Annotated in this window: 14 protein-coding genes; 11 read left to right on the top strand and 3 right to left on the bottom strand. The window is 67.0% G+C overall.

The window, feature by feature from the left end; all coding sequences use genetic code 11:
• Window positions 1–141: 141 nt before the first annotated feature.
• From cml to M2299_RS18965, 4 genes are all read left to right on the top strand, one after another.
• On the top strand, window positions 142–1,323 hold the full coding sequence (gene cml / locus M2299_RS18975) for a CmlA/FloR family chloramphenicol efflux MFS transporter (RefSeq protein WP_280884827.1): 1,182 nt from the start codon (window positions 142–144) through the stop codon (window positions 1,321–1,323).
• 36 nt (window positions 1,324–1,359) lie between these two features.
• Window positions 1,360–1,983 carry a Rossmann fold nucleotide-binding protein gene (locus M2299_RS18970; protein WP_280884826.1) on the top strand — a complete coding sequence of 208 codons (624 nt, stop codon included), beginning with the start codon at window positions 1,360–1,362 and terminating at the stop codon, window positions 1,981–1,983.
• Between the two features lie 83 nt (window positions 1,984–2,066).
• Window positions 2,067–2,267 (top strand): hypothetical protein, encoded by a 201-nt coding sequence (locus tag M2299_RS20670; RefSeq protein WP_127564606.1) that lies wholly within the window; start codon window positions 2,067–2,069, stop codon window positions 2,265–2,267.
• Between the two features lie 101 nt (window positions 2,268–2,368).
• On the top strand, window positions 2,369–2,719 hold the full coding sequence (locus tag M2299_RS18965) for a VOC family protein (RefSeq protein WP_099844401.1): 351 nt from the start codon (window positions 2,369–2,371) through the stop codon (window positions 2,717–2,719).
• Window positions 2,720–2,823: 104 nt separating this feature from the next.
• On the opposite strand, the gene M2299_RS18960 is transcribed toward M2299_RS18965, so the two are convergent.
• Window positions 2,824–3,114, bottom strand: coding sequence for a KGG domain-containing protein (locus tag M2299_RS18960; protein WP_099785502.1), 291 nt, complete (start codon window positions 3,112–3,114; stop codon window positions 2,824–2,826).
• 329 nt (window positions 3,115–3,443) lie between these two features.
• Here M2299_RS18960 and M2299_RS18955 point away from each other — a divergent pair, with 329 nt between their 5' ends.
• Window positions 3,444–4,337 carry an NAD(P)-dependent oxidoreductase gene (locus tag M2299_RS18955; RefSeq protein WP_099843760.1) on the top strand — a complete coding sequence of 298 codons (894 nt, stop codon included), beginning with the start codon at window positions 3,444–3,446 and terminating at the stop codon, window positions 4,335–4,337.
• A gap of 222 nt (window positions 4,338–4,559) precedes the next feature.
• Window positions 4,560–7,094, top strand: coding sequence for a methyl-accepting chemotaxis protein (locus M2299_RS18950; protein WP_033832282.1), 2,535 nt, complete (start codon window positions 4,560–4,562; stop codon window positions 7,092–7,094).
• A gap of 72 nt (window positions 7,095–7,166) precedes the next feature.
• Here the strand turns inward: M2299_RS18950 and M2299_RS18945 are convergent, their stop codons facing one another.
• Complete coding sequence (locus M2299_RS18945) at window positions 7,167–7,553, bottom strand: DUF2628 domain-containing protein (protein WP_025879013.1); 387 nt, start codon at window positions 7,551–7,553, stop codon at window positions 7,167–7,169.
• Between the two features lie 216 nt (window positions 7,554–7,769).
• On the opposite strand from M2299_RS18945, the gene M2299_RS18940 reads away from it, so the two are divergent.
• Entirely contained in the window at window positions 7,770–7,940 is a 171-nt protein-coding gene (locus M2299_RS18940; protein ID WP_162887695.1) for a hypothetical protein, read from the top strand.
• A gap of 57 nt (window positions 7,941–7,997) precedes the next feature.
• Here M2299_RS18940 and M2299_RS18935 read toward each other — a convergent pair whose 3' ends face one another.
• Window positions 7,998–10,034 (bottom strand): TonB-dependent receptor, encoded by a 2,037-nt coding sequence (locus tag M2299_RS18935; protein WP_099843756.1) that lies wholly within the window; start codon window positions 10,032–10,034, stop codon window positions 7,998–8,000.
• A 494-nt stretch (window positions 10,035–10,528) separates the two neighbouring features.
• On the opposite strand from M2299_RS18935, the gene mdoH reads away from it, so the two are divergent.
• Genes mdoH through M2299_RS18915 form a run of 4 tightly spaced genes read left to right on the top strand, consistent with a single transcriptional unit; the run spans window position 10,529 to window position 14,950 of the window.
• Complete coding sequence (mdoH, locus tag M2299_RS18930) at window positions 10,529–12,454, top strand: glucans biosynthesis glucosyltransferase MdoH (RefSeq protein ID WP_051501661.1); 1,926 nt, start codon at window positions 10,529–10,531, stop codon at window positions 12,452–12,454.
• 50 nt (window positions 12,455–12,504) lie between these two features.
• Window positions 12,505–13,164 carry an alpha/beta hydrolase gene (locus tag M2299_RS18925; protein WP_280884825.1) on the top strand — a complete coding sequence of 220 codons (660 nt, stop codon included), beginning with the start codon at window positions 12,505–12,507 and terminating at the stop codon, window positions 13,162–13,164.
• A gap of 3 nt (window positions 13,165–13,167) precedes the next feature.
• On the top strand, window positions 13,168–14,211 hold the full coding sequence (locus tag M2299_RS18920) for a sensor histidine kinase (RefSeq protein ID WP_280884824.1): 1,044 nt from the start codon (window positions 13,168–13,170) through the stop codon (window positions 14,209–14,211).
• Window positions 14,212–14,221: 10 nt separating this feature from the next.
• Window positions 14,222–14,950 (top strand): LytTR family DNA-binding domain-containing protein, encoded by a 729-nt coding sequence (locus M2299_RS18915; protein ID WP_025879008.1) that lies wholly within the window; start codon window positions 14,222–14,224, stop codon window positions 14,948–14,950.
• Window positions 14,951–15,165: the final 215 nt, after the last annotated feature.

The raw sequence follows: 15,165 nt of genomic DNA, 5'->3' as shown, positions 1-15,165 counted from the left end.
TCATCAGATGAACGGGAACGGTCCGCAGACAGTCCGCTGAGCCGCAACAACGGTACGCACGTTGTTGCGGTGATCTTGTCCTGCGATCTCCACGCACTGGGTTGATCACCGCCGGATTCCCTCCTGAGCGGATGTTTCCCCATGTCTGATCGAAAAGCCCTTCGCTGGGCCCATTCCCTGCCGGGCGCCATCGCATTGATGGCTCCCTTTGACCTCCTGGCTTCGCTGGCCATGGATATCTACCTGCCGGTCGTATCGGCCATGCCGCAGGCACTCGGCACGTCGCCCGCCCTCATCCAGTTGACGCTGAGCCTGTACATGCTCGTGCTGGGGCTGGGCCAGCTGATCTTCGGCCCGCTGTCGGACCGGATCGGGCGACGGCCGGTGCTGCTGATGGGCGCGCTGTTGTTCACGCTGGCGTCGTTCGCGCTGGCCGCGTGCAGTGGTGGTGCGGCATTCCTTGCGTGGCGCGGCGTGCAGGCGATTGGGGCGTCGGCCGCGCTGGTGGCCACCTTCGCCACGGTGCGCGACGTGTATGCCGATACGGCCGAGGGCGCCACGCTCTATGGCTTGTTTTCCTCGATGTTGGCGTTCGTGCCAGCGCTCGGTCCGATCCTCGGCGCATTGATCGCCTATACGCTGGGCTGGCGGGCCATTTTCATCGCACTGGGTGTGCTGGGACTGCTGGCGGGTGTACGCGCATGCCGCGGATGGCAGGAGACACGGCCACCGCAGCATGTCCACGCATCGCCAGCCTTCGCGCGCATCCTCGGCAATGCCGGCTTCTGGGTTCATGCATTGGGATTCAGTGCGGCGATGGGCACGTTCTTCGTGTTTTTCTCGATCGCCCCGCGGGTGCTGATGGGGAGGGCCGGCTATTCGGCGATGGGCTTCAGCCTGGCCTTCGCGACGGTGGCACTGGTGATGATCGTCACCTCGCGCTTCGCTGCTCGATTCATCGGGCGATGGGGCATTGGTGGCAGTTTCCAGCGTGGGCTGATGGTGATGATCGGCGGCGCGCTGGTCATGGCGATGACGGCGATGCTGCCGCCATCCTTTGCCAGTGTCGTGTTGCCGATGTGGCTGGTGGCCACCGGCATCGTGATAGTGGCTGCGGTGGCGGCCAACGGTGCGCTGCGCGATTTTGCCGATGCCTCCGGCACGGCAGTGGCGCTGTACTACGCCGTGCAGAGCCTGATCGTGGCAACGCTTGGCACGCTCGCGACGCTGCTGCTGCCGGGCGATACGGTCTGGCCGCTGGTGGCCTTTGGGCTGCTGCTGCCGTCGCTGAGCCTGGGTGGCCTGGTGATGCTGAGGCGGTGAACTGTGCAATCAGCATCAGAAAGACAAACTGCTGGCGTGATACGTTCCCGCGTCGGGCAATTGAACAGTGGCTGCCCGGATCGGTTCCGTCTCCATGCTGTCCTTCCGTTCGGTCACCCAGGTCGCTTCATGACACCAACCTCCCGCAAGTCCTTCCGCAAGCCCCAGATCGCCATCCTGGGGAGTGCCGATCCTGGCTCACCGGCGTTCGACCTCGCTGCACAGGCGGGCAGGTTCCTCGCCGAAAATGGAATCACCCTGGTCAGCGGCTGTGGCAGCCCAGCCACGCGGGTGGCAGCCGAGCATGCAGTCGCAGCCGGCGGCACGGTGCTGAGCGTGATTCCGGAAGGCAGCATGCCCGCAGCAGACTGGCCGGCAACGGTGGTGGTGCCATGCGGCATGGGCGATGCCCGCAACCTGATCATGGCCTTGGCCGGCGATGCCTGCATTGTCATCGGCGGGCGCGCGGGCACGATTTCCGAAGTGTGTCTGGCCTGGCTGCACAAGCGGCCTTTGCTGCCGCTGGTGGGCGCGGGTGGCTGGTCGGAGGGGCTTCCGGGCAACCCTCCCGATGAGCGCGAGAACTCGCCGATACTGCCGTGGCATGACCTCGCGGAGCTGCGCGCGCAGCTGCGTGATCTGCAATTGCTGGCAGGCTGAACCGGCGCCTTCACTTCCTATCCCGCACGCACGGCTACGGTGATGCAGCCTGGAATCACCAGGCCTATCAGGGAGTGATATCGATGCGAGCCATCAGGAAAGTGATCGTTGCTGCAGTGTTTGCACTTGCGTGTACCGGTTCGGTGGCGGTGGCCGGTCCGGTCCAGCCGTGCGACTTCCCGTGCTGGAAGGCCTACCAGGCCTGCGTTTCCAGCGGCGGCGATGCCATGGAGTGCCAGTTCGAATACGATCGCTGTGTCATGGACAGGTGCGGCGCCGTCTGAGGCCTGCATACCGTTCGCAATGGGGGGCCCGATCCAGGGGCCCCCTTTTCCACCTGGCCGCAGGCACGAAGTCCGCGGTCCTGATCGTCTGGAGCCGCAACATGGCCGTCAAACGTGTCGTCGCCAACATCGCCAGCGCCGATCCTGCGCAGGCGGCCGCGTTCTACGGCGACATCCTCGGCATGGACATCGTGATGGACCACGGCTGGATCGTCACCTACGGTGGGCAGGGCGCTGCGCTGGCACAGCTCAGCGTTGCCAGCGAGGGCGGATCGGGTACGCCGGTGCCGGATCTTTCGATCGAGGTGGATGATCTGGACGCCGTGCTCGAACGCCTGCGACACGCGGACATCGCGCTTGAATATGGCCCGGCCGAAGAGCCATGGGGTGTACGTCGCTTCTACGTGCGCGACCCGTTCGGGCGCCTGTTGAACATCCTCGCCCACACCTAGCCGGGCGCGCACCAGCTCAGCGGCGCCTTCCACTGTGCTGACAGTGCTGAGTGCTGATCGACGTCGGCCGCACCGCCGGTACGCGGCGCAGTGACCGCAACACGTCAACGTTGTTGACCGCTGTCAGGTTTGTCGGGCATGTCCTGCTGTTGCTGGCGGCTGCTGGCGTGCCGCGCATGGCCGCCTTCACGGCCGATCGTGGCCATGTGTTGGCGGTCCTGGCTGATCGCTTCACCGCCTTTCCGGCCCGCCACCCGGGCCTCGGCCGGGCTGAACTGGTGCGCATTGCCGGATGCGTGGGCGGCACGTCCCCCTTTGGCCGCGATCGCGCGCTGCTTGTCTTCGTCCATCGAGGCAAAGCCACGATTGCTGTTGCCATTGCGTGAGTTGGTCATTACCGGTCTCCGGTGTGAACATGGGGCGCTGCCATCAGTGACGGTCCCATGTTGCACAGTGCAGGCTAAAGACAGGTCGAAGTGGGCTGTACGAGGCTCACATGGCCTGCGCACGCGTTTGACAACCGGTTACCGTGCAGGAAGTGCCGGGATCTGCAACCGGTCGTCACGGCAGTCACCCGTGGCGCCCTGGCAAGGGAGAGTCCGAGCCGTCGGCCGGAGGTGGATGGCATGCAGAATGTCATCGTCTGCTATCGCCGACGCCATCGTGCATGCCTAGAATCAAGCCATCCCGGTAGGTCCCGGGCGCTGTCGAGTGAATGGATTCAATGAAGATTCTGTTGACCGGAAGTTCCGGGCGGATAGGGCGGGCGATCTTCGGTGCGCTGGCCGCTGCCAATGAGGTGGTGGGGCTGGATCGCAGTCCGTTCGCCACCACGCGCGTCATTGCCGATGTCACCGATCGCCGGGCGCTGGAACGTGCCGTGCAGGGGGTCGACGCGGTGATCCATACCGCGGCCCTGCACGCCCCGCACGTGGGCCTGGTACCTGACGCGGTGTTCCAGCAGATCAACGTGGAGGCCACCGCGAACCTGCTGCAGCTGGCGCGCGAGGCCGGCGTGCAGCGCTTCGTGCTGACCAGTACCACGGCGTTGTACGGCCATGCCGTGGTGTCCGGCGGCTGCCGTTGGATCGACGAGGACACCGAGCCGCTGCCGCGCACGATCTACCACCGCACCAAGCTGCAGGCTGAGGCGGCTGCCGAAGCGGCGGCCAGCGCAACGTTCACCGTGCGCGTGCTGCGGATGGCACGTTGCTTCCCCGAGCCGCCTGACCGCATGGCGATGTTCCGCCTGCACCGTGGGATCGACGCGCGCGATGTGGCCAGCGCGCATGCCGCGCTGCTGCACGATGACGGCGCCGCCTTCCAGCGTTACCTCGCCTGTGCACCGACGCCCTTCCGGCGCGAGGACTGCCTGCAGCTGGCGGCCGATCCGCGCCAGGTGCTGGCGCGCCGCGCACCGCAGCTGCTGGCCGAGTTCGAGCGCCGTGGCTGGCCACTGCCGCTCAGCATCGATCGGGTCTATGACAGCAGCCGGATGCGTGCAGCGCTGGGCTGGCAGCCACGTTTCGGTCCGGAGGACGTGCTGCAGCAGTACGCCGCGGGCAGCATCGAGGTCCTGCCCCGTGCGGAGTGGATCCGCGACCGCGTCGCCGAATAGCACAGGCGAGCAGCACAGGCCTGGGTCGACGGCCGCAGCTGAGCGGGTTCAGGTTTTGTGCGTGCGGCGAGCCTCAACCTCGCCCGGCCATGGCCGCTAACCCGGTGCGCGCCTTCCCGCGCCGGGTTCCGATCCGGCGGGCAGGCGGCCCGCGCGACGGATCGCGCATCTGCGCGGTGCCCTGGTGGCACCGGTCGACCTGAACTGCCTGCGGATCCTCCCATGTCTTCTTCCCGTTCCGTCGCTGCCCGTCGCCCCGGCAGCATCGCCCACAAGCTGATGCTGGGCACCGCGGTGATCGCGTTGCTGTGCTTCGGCGCGACCGCGTTCCTGATCTATCACCAGGCCAGTTCGGCGCTGGTGTCGTCCTCGCGGCAGACCATGGCCAGCGAAGCCCGTGCCGAGGCGCGGCAGGTGGCTGCCGACCTGGGCACGGCCTTTGCCAGCAACGATGCGATGGTGGAAACCGTGCTGGCCCAGCGTGCGCGCGGTGATGCCCCTGATCGCGCCAGCCTGGCCAATGTCATCGGCGAGCAGCTGCACGCGCACCCGGAATGGCTGGGCAAGAGCACCATGTGGGAGGCCAATGCCTTCGACGGCAAGGACGCCGAGTTCGTCAACAGCGAGGCGCACGACGCCACCGGCCGCTACATGAGCTACTGGGCCTGGCAGGACGGCAAGCCGCAGCAGTCGACGATGACCGACTACACCGAGACGCCCAGCGGCTCGGGCAACTGGTACATGGTGCCCAGCCGCGACAAGCTGCCGCTGGTCAGCGAACCGTATGCCTACGACATCGGCGGCAAGCAGGTGCTGATGAGCACGCTGAGCACGCCGATCGTCGAGAACGGCACCTTCCTCGGTGTCTTCACCGTCGACTTCTCGCTGGACGCGCTGCAGAAGCACCTGGCCACGCTGACGCCGATGGGCGCCGGCCGCGTCGAACTGCTGTCGCCGAAGGGCGTGGTGCTGGCCTCGGCCGATGCTGCCGAGATCGGCAAGCCGCGTACCGATGCCGCCACCCTCGGCATGCTGGCGCAGATCGCCGCCGACAAGACCTACGAAGCGTTCGAGCCCGACGCTGCCGGCAACGTCCGCCTGTACGTGCCGCTGCAGGTGGGTGACGCGCCGCAGCGTTTCGCGCTGGGTGTGGTGGTGCCGCATGCGGTGATCATCGCGCAGGCCCGCGAGCTGCTGTGGATCATCCTGCTGGTGGGTGTGGTGGCTGCGCTGGTGCTCAGTGGTGGTGTCTACCTGCTGCTGCAGCGCCTGGCCGTGCGACCGCTGGCGCAGGCCGTGCGCATCGCCGGCGACGTGGCTGCGGGCAAGCTGGATACCGCCATGCCGGCGCTGGGCAACGACGAAGTGGGCCGCCTGCTGGACGCCATGCAGGGCATGCGTGGCCAGCTGCAGGCAGTGATGGCCGCACAGGCGGAGATGGCGCGCCGCCATGATGCCGGTGAAATCAGCTACCGCATGGATGCCTCGGTGTTCCCGGGCGAATATGGCCGCATGGTGGCCGACAGCAACCAGCTGGTGGCCGACAGCAATGCGGTCACCCAACGCCTGGTCGAGGTGATGCAGCGCTACGCGGTGGGTGACCTGAGCGTGGACATGGAGGCACTGCCGGGCGAAAAGGCGATATTCACCGCTGCCATGGCAACCACCAAGACCAACCTGGCGGCGATCAACGAGCAGATCCAGCAGCTGGCCGCTGCGGCGGCGGCAGGTGATTTCGCCGTGCGTGGCGATGCCCAGCGCTTCGAGCATGACTTCCGCCGCATGGTGGAAACGCTCAACACCATGATGCAGGTCAGCGACCAGAACCTGGCTGCGCTGTCGACGCTGCTGCGCGCCATCGCCGCCGGTGACCTGAGTACACGGATGGAGGGTGACTTCCACGGCGTGTTCGCGGTGATGCGCGACGATGCCAACAGCACCGTGCAGCAGTTGACCCAGATCGTCGGCCAGATCCAGCAGTCTGCGGCCAGCATCCGCCTGGCCGCAGGCGAGATCGCGTCGGGCAACAGCGACCTGTCACGCCGTACCGAGCAGCAGGCGGCCAACCTGGAAGAGACCGCCGCGTCGATGGAGGAACTGACCTCCACCGTGCGCCAGAACGCCGATCATGCCCTGCAGGCCAACAAGCTGGCGGCCTCGGCCGCAGGCGTTGCCAGCGAAGGCGGGCAGGTGGTCAGCCAGGTGGTGCAGACCATGGAGCAGATCGAGACCTCTTCGCAGCGCATCGCCGAGATCATCTCGGTGATCGACGGCATCGCTTTCCAGACCAACATCCTGGCCCTGAACGCAGCGGTGGAAGCGGCGCGCGCCGGTGAACAGGGCCGTGGCTTTGCGGTGGTCGCCAGCGAAGTGCGCGCGCTGGCACAGCGCTCGGCGGGCGCGGCCAAGGAGATCAAGGAGCTGATCGACGCTTCGGTCGGCCATGTCGGCGCCGGCGCGCAGCTGGTGCACGGTGCGGGCCGCACGATGCAGGAGATCGTCGGCCAGGTCGGCCGGGTCAACGAGATCATGGCCGAGATTTCGGCCGCCTCGCGCGAGCAGTCGGCCGGTATCGAGCAGGTCAACCAGACCGTGGTGCAGATGGACGAGACTACCCAGCAGAATGCTGCGCTGGTGGAAGAAGCCACCGCTGCGGCGCGGGCGATGGAAGAACAGGCCGAGCAGCTGGCGGTGGCCGTGTCCCGCTTCCGCCTGCAGGCCGACACCCGACCGGCTGCCGCGTTGCGCGCCGCCTGAGCCGGGGCATGAACGACGACGCCCGGCCAAGGCCGGGCGTCGATGTGCCACTGCGCATGCGGTGCGCTGGGCTTAGAACATGCCTTCGAAGGGGTTCCAGCTGGTGTTGCCCTTCACCTGTTCCAGGTAGTAGCTGTAGTTGGTGCTCGAGGCGACCAGGAAGTTCATTGCAATGAACAGTGCGCGGGCCACGATGTCCGGCAGCACCAGGCTGACCGCGATCAGCACGATGTTGATGCCGATCACCACCAGCGCCTTGCGCCACATGCCCAGGATGAACAGATAGATCGCGCCGAAGAAGAAGGCGAAGAAGTTCAGGTTGATCTTCAGGCGGTCGCCGAAGGACAGCGCCTTCCAGGCCTGCTTGAAGCCGGGCTCCTTGGGAGCGCCGTGCTGCTGGAAGAAGTTGAAGCGGAACTGCCACTTCGGGCTGAAGCGGGTCAGGTCAACGGTGTTCATGTATAGGGACTTCCCTGTTAGGAAAACGTTTTCATGATAAGTGAGTCACATTCAGCAAACCAGCTTGGAGCGTCAAAAATGTGACGTTCCTACGGCAAAGGGCTTGCGTCCCGGTGCCGCACCGTCACCCATCCGCCTTGTTTTTAGGATAGGGTGCGCAGTTCCGCTGCTACCCCGGCTGTTTGCGGGTAGCAGCGGTATGTCCATGGAGGTTGCATGACCACACCAGCTACACCGGAAAACGCACCCGGACCGGTGCTCCTGCCGACACCCGAAGTGGTGCAGGCACAACAACTGCTCGCCCGCCAGCAACTGGCGGTGGCGATGGACCGTGCACGCATCGCGGCCAGCCGCGACGCTGCGCCGGCGGTTCTGGAAAACGACTGAGCCTGGGAAACCAGCCGCGATCGCGCTGGCCTGCTGCCAGCGCGATCGCAGTGCGCATCAGAAGCGCGCGGTCATGCTGAGGAAGTAGCTGCGGCCGGCGACGAAGTAGTCGGTAGAGCCGTCGGCGTACAGCTTCTTGTCGGCCAGGTTGCTGACGCCGCCACGCAGGGTCAGCACCTCATTGACGTTCCATGCAGCGGTCAGGTCATACAGCGTATAGGCCTTCAGGAAGGTATTGACCACGCCGGTCTGCTTGCCGGTGTACTGCGCCGACAGGCTGCTGGAGAACGTGGTGTTCGGGGTCCAGTCCAGCGACGAATAGCCTGAGAACTCCGGGGTGTCGATCAGGTTGCGGCCGGTGGTCAGGTTCTTGGCTTCCTTCATCCAGGTCGCCGACGTGCGCCAGCGCCAGTGATCGCCGAAGCGGAAGTTGAGGTTGCCTTCCATGCCGCTGGTGCGCGCGCGCTGCACGTTGCTCATGCGCGTCCACCAGTAGCCGTTGAAGAAGCCCAGCGCTTCATACTCGATCTTGTTCCTGAAGTCGGTATGGAAGTAGGTCAGGCCGGCGTCGACCAGGTCGTTGTCGAAGCTGATGCCGATCTCGCGGTTGGTGCTGGTTTCCGGGTCCAGGTCCGGGTTGCCGGCCATGTAGCAACCGCCGCGGGTATAGCCCAGCGGGTACAGCGAGGTGCAGCCGCGGCCACCGGACTGGGTCGCCGCGCTGGGCGAATTCTCGGTCAGGCTCGGGGCGCGGAAGCCCTTGGACACGCCGCCACGGATCGTCCACTGCTCGCTCGGGTGCCAGACCAGGTAGGCACGCGGACTGACATGGCTGCCGAACTGTTCATGGTGGTCCAGGCGCGCGCCCAGGGTCAGTGCCAGGGTACGGTGCAGCTTCAGCTCGTCTTCGACGAACAGCGCCCAGGTGTCCACTTCCAGGGTGGAGCCGACCACCGGGTTGCCGGCATAGTCCACCGGCGCCTGGCCGATGGTGTCGGTGTTGGTCAACTCCTGGCGCTTCCACTGGCCGCCCACCGCGAACTGGTGGTCCACGCCCAGGGTAAAGGGCGTGCTCAGGCTGCCTTCGATGATCGTATCGGTTGCCTCGGAGCGACCGGTGGCGCCGATGTCGTTCTTGTACTCGGTCCAGTACGCGCTGAGCTTGGAAGTACCGAAATCCCACTTGCCGTCGTGGTTCAGCGCCAGCGAACTGCGCTTGAGCTCACTGGCACCCCAGGCGCCTTCGTCCTGCTTTTCCAGCGCCTGGGCGATGAAGGCCTGCTGCACACCGTGGCCAGCTTCCAGTGACACTTCCTGTGCCTCGCTCAGCTTCCACTGCAGCAGCGCGTCGATGTTGCGGTCCTTCTCGCCGGCGTAGGCGTTGCCATACACGCCGCCGTTGGAGCGGTCCGAGTCGCGGCGCATGCTGTTGGCACCGATGCGCAGGCCGAAGCGCTCGCCCAGCGGGCCGGAGAAGGTCGCGCCGATCTGCTGGGTGTCGCCACGGTCGCCATCCTGCGGCCGGGTGTAGCTGTGGGTGGCGCTGCCGTTCCAGCTGTCACCGATGCGCTTGGTGATGATGTTGATCACCCCGCCCATCGCGTCCGAGCCATACAGCGAGGACATCGGGCCACGCACCACTTCGATGCGTTCGATCTGGTCGGGGGAAATCCAGTTCAGGTCCTGGCGGCCCAGGTCAGGGCGATAGTTCGTCGAGGCCGAGCTGCCCATGCGCTTGCCGTCCACCAGCACCAGCGTGTAGTTGGACGGCATGCCGCGCAGCTTGATCTTGGACTGCTCACCGGCGGCGCTGAGCCCACCGGTCACGCCCGGAATACGGCTGAGCAGGGTAGCCAGGTCGTGCACCGGCTGGCGTTCGATGTCTTCGCGGCTGATCACGCTGATGCTGGCCGGGGCATCCTTGATCCACTGCTGGTTGCCCGAGGCGGTAACCACCACGGTATCCAGGTCCTTCGTCGAGGCATCGGCGCTGGCTTCAGCGGCGGCGAGGGCAGGCAGGGCCAGCAGGCAGGCGGCGGCCAGGGCGCTGGCCAGGCGGGTGCGCGACAGGCGCGCGGAACGGAGAGGGGACATGACGGCTTCCAAGGGAGAGGAGAGACCCGGTGGAAGCAGCAGGCGCACGCAGACAGCAGGCAGCCACCCCTTCCCTGGGTCGTCGGGCGCGCGGAGGGTCCGGCGCAGCTGGGTGGGTCCGGTGCGCGAAGCGCGGTGACCTGCCTGGTTAACGGAATGATAACCGTTCTCGTTTGTTACGATCCAGTACCTCCCGGAATGAATCGACATTCCCCGGCCGCGCGCGACGGTTCGCCTGCTGATTGCTGAATGGGGAGATTTCCCGGCGTAGACCTTCGCACCCGGCTTACATTCGGGGCCATAGACTGGGCCGCATTTTTCGATTCCGCCCCGTTGGAGATCGTGTGGGTTCTGGTAGTGACAGACAGCGACTGCGCGGCATGACGCCGTGGCAGACAGGACAAGTGCGGACGCCGGGAATGCGGGCCAGGAACCTTGGTGCATGCAGCCTGGCCGGGACGGCTGGTCCTGCGGCCTGCAGGGAGTAGGCGGCCATGGGGAGTGAAACCATCGACACGGAACCGGTCACGGCCGGTCCCGACGCGGGCTGGGCCCTGCTGCCGGCCGAAGCACCGCTGGTGATGCCCGAACAGACGCTGCGGCAAGGCTCGCTGAAGGTCCGGCGCCATCGCACCTCGCCACGCATGATCGGCCTGCGTCGCCTGTACATCCTCGGCGGCACCGTGGCGATGACCGCCGTGGCCACCCGGATGATGTGGCGGGTGCTGTCCGGCAATGGCATCAGCGTGCTGGAGGCCTGCCTGCTGGTGCTGTTCGTCGGCCTGTTCGCCTGGATCGCGCTGTCCTTTGCCAGTGCGGTGGCCGGCTTCCTGACGGCCGTGTTCGACCGGGGCTACCGTCTGGGCATCGATCCGGACAAGCCGCTGCCCACCGTGCACAGCCGCACCGCGCTGCTGATGCCCACCTACAACGAAGACCCGCGCCGGCTGCTGGCCGGCCTGCGCGCGATCTACGAATCGGTGGCGGCCACCGGCCAGCTGCAGCGGTTTGATTTCTTCGTGCTCAGCGATACCCGTCGCGAGGACATCGCGCGGGCCGAAGAACAGGTGTTCGCCGAACTGCGCGAGCTGGTGCCCGATGGGCGTGCGCGACTGTTCTATCGCCGCCGTGGCGACAACAGCGCGCGCAAGGCCGGCAACATCGCCGACTGGGTACGCCGTTTCGGCGGTGCCTACCCGCAGATGCTGATCCTGGATGCCGACAGCCTGATGACCGGTGACAGCATCGTGCGCCTGGTCGCCGGCATGGAGCACAACGCCGACGTCGGCCTGATCCAGACCCTGCCGTCGGTGATCGGCGGCCGCACCCTGTTCTCGCGCATGCAGCAGTTCGGCGGGCGCGTGTACGGGCCGGTGATCGCCCGTGGCGTGGCCTGGTGGCACGGTGCCGAAAGCAATTACTGGGGGCACAACGCGATCATCCGCACCCGTGCCTTCGCCGACCACGCTGGCCTGCCGGAGCTGCCGGGGCGCAAGCCGTTCGGCGGCCACGTGCTCAGCCATGATTTCGTGGAAGCGGCGCTGATGCGCCGTGGTGGCTGGGCCGCGCACATGGTGCCCTACCTGGGCGGCAGCTACGAGGAAGGCCCGCCAACGCTGACCGACCTGCTGGTGCGCGACCGCCGCTGGTGCCAGGGCAACCTGCAGCACGGCAAGGTGGTGGGCAGCCGTGGCCTGCACTGGATCAGCCGCGTGCACATGCTGATCGGCATCGGCCATTACTTCACCGCACCGATGTGGGCGATGCTGATGCTGATCGGCATCGCCATCCCGCTGTTCCAGGAAGGCATCGATTTCAACGCCCTGCTGCACCTGTCGCCCAGCGTGTACTGGCGTGCGCAGGATGAAGAACAGGTGGTGCGCCTGTTCGCCGCCACCATGGCGGTGCTGCTGATGCCCAAGGTGCTGGGTTATTTTGCGATGCTGCTCGATCCGGTTGAACGCCGTGGCTGTGGTGGCGCGATCCGGGCGTTCCTGTCGATGCTGGTGGAAACCGTGCTGGCCGCCCTGATGGCGCCGGTGGTGATGTACGTGCAATCGCGCGGGGTGGCCGAAGTGCTGTCCGGCCGCGACTCGGGCTGGGATGCACAGCAGCGCGATGACGGTGGCATCTCGTGGATTTCGCTGGTGCGCGGCTACGGCGGCCTGGGCGTGTTTGGCGCCTTCATGGGCGTGCTGGCGTGGGCGGTGTCGCCGTCGCTGGCGGCCTGGATGGCGCCGGTGGTGATCGGCATGGTGCTGGCGGTACCGGTGGTGGCACTGACCTCGCTGCGCGGGCCGGGCGCCTTCCTGCATCGCCTGGGCCTGCTCGACATTCCCGAAGAGAACATCCCGCCGCCGGTGCTGGTGCGCGCCGCACAGCTGCGCCGGGAAGCGGCCGAGCAACCGCCGCTGTACTGATCGCACCGTGCCAGCGGCATAATGCGGCTCGAACGTACAGGAGCCGCAACATGCTGCAAACGGTGGAACAGGAAACCGGCGCCTCGCCGCAGTGGTCGGTGATCTGGCTGCACGGCCTCGGTGCCGACGGCCATGATTTCGCGCCGATCGTGCCCGAACTGGTGCGTCCGCACTGGCCGGCGCTGCGCTTCGTGTTCCCGCACGCACCGGTGCGGCCGATCACGATCAACAACGGCGTGCCGATGCGTGGCTGGTACGACATCGTCGGCATGGACTTCCGCTCGCGCGCCGACATGACCGGCGTGCAGGAGTCGGTGGTGCAGCTGGATGCGCTGATCGCCCGTGAGATCGAACGCGGTGTCGCCGCTGATCACATCTTCCTGGCTGGCTTCTCGCAGGGCGGGGCGGTGATCCTCAGCGCCGCGCTGGCACGCACTGCGCCCTTGGCCGGACTGATCGCACTGTCGACCTACCTGCCGGAGGCCGAAAGCGCGTCGCGCGTTGATGGTGCGGTGGATGTGCCGGTGTTCATGGCCCACGGCAGCAGTGATCCGGTGATCCCGCAGGCGGTGGCCGCGCACAGCGCCGAGACGTTGCGCACGCTTGGGCTGGACGTGCAGTGGCACAGCTACCCGATGGCCCACCAGGTCTGCGCCGAGGAAATCGACGCGCTGGGCGACTGGCTGCAGGCACGCCTGGGCGTCGCCTGACCCATGGCCGCGAGCGCTGCCACCCCGTGGATGCCGGAACTGTGCCGTTTGCCGCGGTTGGCAGCGATGCTCGGCCTGGCCGAACTGGTGGTGGTGGTGCTGGCGCTGGCGCCCGATGGCAGCCGCCACTGGACGATGGGGGAACTGGCCTCGGCCAGCGGTTTCGCGCTGTGGCTGGCGCTGGCGGTCACCGCCAGCCTGTGCCTGCTGCGGCAGGCGCTGTCGAAGCTGCCGGAACTGCTGGGCGCCGTCGCCGCCGTTGGCCTGGCCGCGCTGATCGCCATCCTGTGCGCGGGCATCATCCACGCCCTGTATGGCGTGCTGGGCGACAACTTCGCGCGCGGCATCGGCTTCTGGCGCTTCACCCTGGGCAGCGCGGCCACCACGGCGCTGATCACCGCGTTGGCGCTGCGCTACTTCTATGTCAGCGACCGCTGGGCGGCGCAGATACAGGCCAATGCCCGCGCGCAGGCCGACGCCCTGCAGGCGCGCATCCGCCCGCACTTCCTGTTCAACAGCATGAACCTGATCGCCAGCCTGCTGCATCGCGACCCGGCGGTGGCCGAGCGTGCCGTGCTCGACCTGTCCGATCTGTTCCGCGCCGCACTGGGTGCAGGCGAGGGCGATTCGACCCTGCGCGATGAGTGCGAACTGGCCGAGCGCTATCTGTCGATTGAATCACTGCGCCTGGGCGACCGCCTGCGGGTGCATTGGCAGCGCGATGAACCCCTGCCCTGGGACCTGCCGATGCCGCGGCTGGTGCTGCAGCCGCTGGTGGAAAACGCGGTGCTGCACGGCATCTCGCGCCTGCCCGAAGGCGGCACCATCGAGCTGCATCTGGCCTGTGTGGGCAGCGAGCTGCAGATCCGCGTACGCAATCCTGCACCGGATCCGCAGGTGCCCGGGCTGGCCCTGGCCCAGGGAGCGGGCCACGCCCAGCACAGCATCGGCCATCGCCTGAGCTGGCGCTTCGGCCGCGCCGCGCGGATGACGGCTGGCTGGAGCGAGGGCTACTATGCCTGCCAGGTGACAGTGCCGATCCAGTGAGGGGACGATCGTGAGGGTAGTCATCGCCGATGACGAACCGCTGGCGCGCGAGCGCCTGCGCAGCCTGTTGGCCGCGCAGGAAGGGGTGGACGTAGTGGCCGAGGCCGGCAACGGCGAGCAGGCCCTGCACGCGTGCGCCGAACTGCAGCCGGACCTGGTGCTGCTGGATATCGCCATGCCCGGCCTGGACGGGCTGGAAGCGGCCCGCCACCTGGCCAGTTTCGAGCCGAGGCCGGCGGTGGTGTTCTGCACCGCCTACGATGCGCACGCGCTGTCGGCGTTCGAGGCAGCGGCCATCGATTACCTGATGAAGCCGGTGCGCGCAGAGCGGCTGGCAGCGGCGATCGCACGCGCCCGCACCTTCCTGGCCGGCCGTGACGGGCAGCCCCAGCACACCGGCGGCCAGGCCCGAAGCATGCTGTGTGCCCGCCTGCGCGGCAGCCTGCGATTGATTCCGCTGGACGATATCCACTATCTGCAGGCCGAGGAAAAGTACGTGGTGGTGCATCACGCGCGTGGCGAGGACCTGATCGAGGAATCGTTGAAGTCGCTGGAGGAAGAGTTCGCCAGCCGCTTCGTGCGCATCCATCGCAACTGCCTGGTGGCGCGCCACGAGCTGGTGGAGCTGCGGCGTGGCAGCGGAGGCCAGGTGCAGGCGGTGCTGCGGCATGGCAAGCAGCCGCTGGAAGTGAGTCGGCGCTGCGTGGCGACGCTGAAGCAGGAATTGCGGCATCTGTAGGTTTTCCGCGCGGCCTGCGGCCGCGACTGCTTCGAAATCAACAGCAACAGCAACAGCAACAGCGGGTTGTCGGCTCTGTGTTGTTGCGTGTTGGGTGAGGCGGGGTGGGGGGGGGGGGGGCCCCCCCAAACCAACCAACGGGGCGCCCAAGCGCCCCACCAAGCGCCCAACCGACCCCCCCCCCCAACCCACCACACCCACCGCAAAAACAACCG

Origin of the sequence: Stenotrophomonas sp. 1278 (genome assembly GCF_029892765.1) — a bacterium.
GTDB classification, from domain to species: domain Bacteria; phylum Pseudomonadota; class Gammaproteobacteria; order Xanthomonadales; family Xanthomonadaceae; genus Stenotrophomonas; species Stenotrophomonas indicatrix.
Note: the sequence above shows the minus strand (reverse complement) of the source record. Positions and strands in the feature narration are given on the sequence as shown.